At 35.4% G+C, this 3,587-nt stretch carries 2 protein-coding genes and 1 pseudogene; all 3 read right to left on the bottom strand.

Features of this window, described 5'->3' with window-relative positions:
• Window positions 1-598, bottom strand: a pseudogene (locus DNJ75_RS14415) (hypothetical protein); the annotation flags it as partial.
• A gap of 134 nt (window positions 599-732) precedes the next feature.
• Window positions 733-1,008, bottom strand: coding sequence for a complement resistance protein TraT (gene traT / locus DNJ75_RS14410; protein WP_117004134.1), 276 nt, complete (start codon window positions 1,006-1,008; stop codon window positions 733-735).
• Window positions 1,009-1,026: 18 nt separating this feature from the next.
• Complete coding sequence (locus DNJ75_RS14405; RefSeq protein WP_117004133.1) at window positions 1,027-3,096, bottom strand: recombinase family protein; 2,070 nt, start codon at window positions 3,094-3,096, stop codon at window positions 1,027-1,029.
• Window positions 3,097-3,587: the final 491 nt, after the last annotated feature.

Here is a 3,587-nt window from a genome sequence, read left to right as displayed (position 1 = left end):
TGTATTTATTGCGATGCTGCAATATATTTAAGCCAAACTGTGATGAATTCATCTTACCAAACGGTAAACCGCCCTCATGCAGATTGGAGAACAAAAAGTTTTGAAGTTGACCACGATTCGTTGGAAAGGTAATGTTTGAGTCATCTTCGGCGTCCTGATCTATATCCTCAAATACGACACTGGTGTAATAACCCCCTTTACTGTTTTGATTGTTTTGATTGCTCTCATTGTCTTCCTCAATACTAACCTTGCTTTCCTTGCTTTTGGCACTATCTGCTTTAAGTAAAGCAACCTCTGCTTTTAACTCTGCCAGTTGTGCCTCAACCGAGGGACTATCCTGACTGTTCTCAGCAAAGCCAACAAAAGGAAAGAAACAACCGACTAGCACGCTATAAAAAATCAACGCTCTTCTATTCTTCTCAGTTTTCTCAGGTTGTTGAGCACTTTCAACCCGCTTAGTGCTTCCTGTTATCTGAGTCTTTTGAACTGACCTATTTCCCTTAGCTTCTTTAGTTTCTTCACTCTTTTTGCCTGTATTGCCTTTTTCCATCTTTTCGTCATTCTTTACTTTTTCCCCAATAAATTTTATTTCCTGCATATTGAACCCATCGATTTAACTTCGAGTTTTTTAACTCCTGTGAGGCTTAAAGTATCGAAAAAACACGACTAAATATTTACATCAAATGTATCGAATTGCTGTAAAACGCTTTAACAATAAAGGTTTAGTCAAGCTTATTCCCCTAAAATCCCACTAACCTGCTTGGCAATCTGTGCCTGTAACTCCGGCTTAGCTTCCTCAAATTTTAAATTTACTTGATTGGCAACCGACACTATCCGTGTACGGTATCTTAACCAGTCTGATTTTTGATTCAGTGTTTGGGATACATTCGTTTGGTTGCCTTGCGATAAATTCGCCTGTGTCGTTTGGGTGACTTGACCGTCTTTAGCTCTAACCGATACCTGAATATCACTGATCATTGAGAAATATATATTCTCAACTGAGAACATATGTCAATACCCCCTTTATTATTTTTGTCCAACTTTTTCATTATTATTTAATCTCCCTAAATTTTTTACGGTTCTTACAAATTCTTCATTATTTGGAAACAGATATATATTGTGTTTTTGACTGCTTTTAACGCCTGATATATTCCCTACATATATATGATAGTGTACCCAGCTTCGACCTTTTCCAGTAATTTTCATAATATCGGCAACAGTTAAATACTCATCTTTAATTAACTTTTTCTTTTCCTTTCCTCGTGAATCATTATACATTTTCAGCTTGCGCCTGAGTCCTTTGACCATAACTTCGGTAACAACAAAACTAGCAGCTCCCCTAAAGCCTAATTTTGTCATTTTTTCAGCAATTCCTTTATCAGTATAACCCTCATCATATAAAGTTTTGAACGTGATCATAAAATTTTCATGTGTTGATAAGTTTTCAAGCTTATTAATTTTGATTGGCTGCTGAATCTCAGAAACAAGGCCGCTTTTCCACACAATTCGGATTAAGCATAATTCATGAACTTTCCTGCTAATATTAATTTTTTCTATTAATGTTCTTAGCAAACCTTTCTTATGCTGTATAGGTAAAATACTACCATCATGCCAAATAGCACCTATATTTTTACCAACCTCTGAAAACAGTTCTTTTAAGGATTGGGAAATAGGTAAGTCATGTTCATATATAGCAGAATGATCTTTAAGCGCTTGCCTTGCTGCATCAACTTCTTGCAATGCTATTTCCCAGTTTCTTTCTAGTGAAGAAGCGACCAATCTGTTTTCTGGATCCACAGATGAATACTGCTTCTCTCTTACTCTAGCTTCATACTCCCTTCTTTCTATACGCTTTTTAAGTAAGTCTTTAGTTTGATCATAAGATTCATTTCTAGATTGAATAGCAGCATTATATGCATCAATATTTACTGGGTTCATTGCCTCTATAAAAGCATCAGTTACCGCATTGTCTATATCAGGAGCTGTAACCACTTCACAAACAATTTTTCTTTTAGATCTTCGTTCGCTATTACAGCTATAATAAAAATTTTTTTTCTTATATACAACATACATCTTATGACCACATTTACCACAATAAAGCAAACCATGTAATAAGGAATTACCAGCTCTTGGAACACCATTGGATTGTCGATTTATATACTCAGCATAGTTTTGCTTGATTTGCTCTTGGTTTTTATAATACTCATCTTTTGAAATATAACCTTGATGGTTATCTTCAAGATAAACTTTACAGTTTTCTATTGAAATTTTCGATCTACGCTCCCCACATGGAACACTTAAATCTTTATGTGCTTTTGTTCTTCCATATGCATATATACCTGCGTATGCAGGATTTTTCATGATTCTAAGTAACGATGAGCTAGTTGCTTCTTTCCATACAATACCGTAATTACTTGTATTTCTAACCAAATCGAGTTTATTTTCTCTAAAATATGTTAGCACCTTTGAAACTGTTTTATATTTCCTAAAAACTGTAAAAACAAGCTCAATGTTTTTCTGCACATCTTGGTTCGGATCAATTTCAAGCTTCCCAAGAGGAGACTTAATAAATCCAGCAGGTGCAATGGGATAAAATAAACCTTTTTTAATCTTGTTCATTAAACCATCATTCATTCTTGATCTAATAGTTCTTAACTCAAATTCTGCTAATTGCCCCTTAAGACCAAGTAATAATCTATCATTAATATCCATAGGATTGTATACACCATCACTATCAGCGATCAGGGAGCCTTTATATCCACAAATATCAAGCAAACCATACCAGTCAGCACAGTTTCTTGATAAACGTGTAACATCATATGCAAAGACAATGCCAACCTCTCCAGATGTCACTCTAATTAACATATTCTGAAACCCCTCTCGTTTTACCTTTCCAGAACCAGTAACTCCTAGGTCTGTATCTATAATTAAAATCATCGTTTCATCCCACCCATAATCTATGGCTTTATTCTTCAAAGCATACTGCAATTCTAGGCTGTGCTTATTGTTCATCATTTGACTTTGAGTTGATTGACGAACGTAAATTATGGCTAGTTTTTGCAAGTGCACTTTGTGTATTTTTTCTGCCGTAATCATTTATTACCTCACTTAGTATTGTTTCTACCGCCTTCAAAAATATTTGCTTGTCTTGACAACTTAAATGTGTCAAAACATCGACTGGTTCTATTCTCATATCACTCCTATAGATTTTGCGAATAGAACCAAATCATCTACACTGCTAAAACATAATTTGCCAGTTCGTTCTTTATTTATATAACCCAAATTTGTTGAATTAATGCCTACTGCCACTTGAGTGCCATTACAATCTATAAAAATTCGATGCTTACCTTTTGATATTACTTCAAAGCTTTTTTGATATAATGGATGCGCTGGATCAATGACTTTTATTCTTCCTTCATAATTTGTACATGCGTCGTCATGGGGGGTATCTACATTCAACCTCAACCAACTGATTGGCAACCCATGAAATTCCTGTCGCTGCCGCACCAACACCAATACCTGCACCTACTGAACCTGTTGCATATCCCGCAGCTAACCCTAATAAGCCGCCTGTTAAAATATCCGCA

Origin of the sequence: Cysteiniphilum litorale, from assembly GCF_003428165.1 — a bacterium.
Taxonomy (GTDB): Bacteria; Pseudomonadota; Gammaproteobacteria; order Francisellales; family Francisellaceae; genus Caedibacter; species Caedibacter litoralis.
The sequence above is the reverse complement of the archived record's forward strand: the minus strand, read 5'-3'. Positions and strand labels throughout refer to the sequence as shown.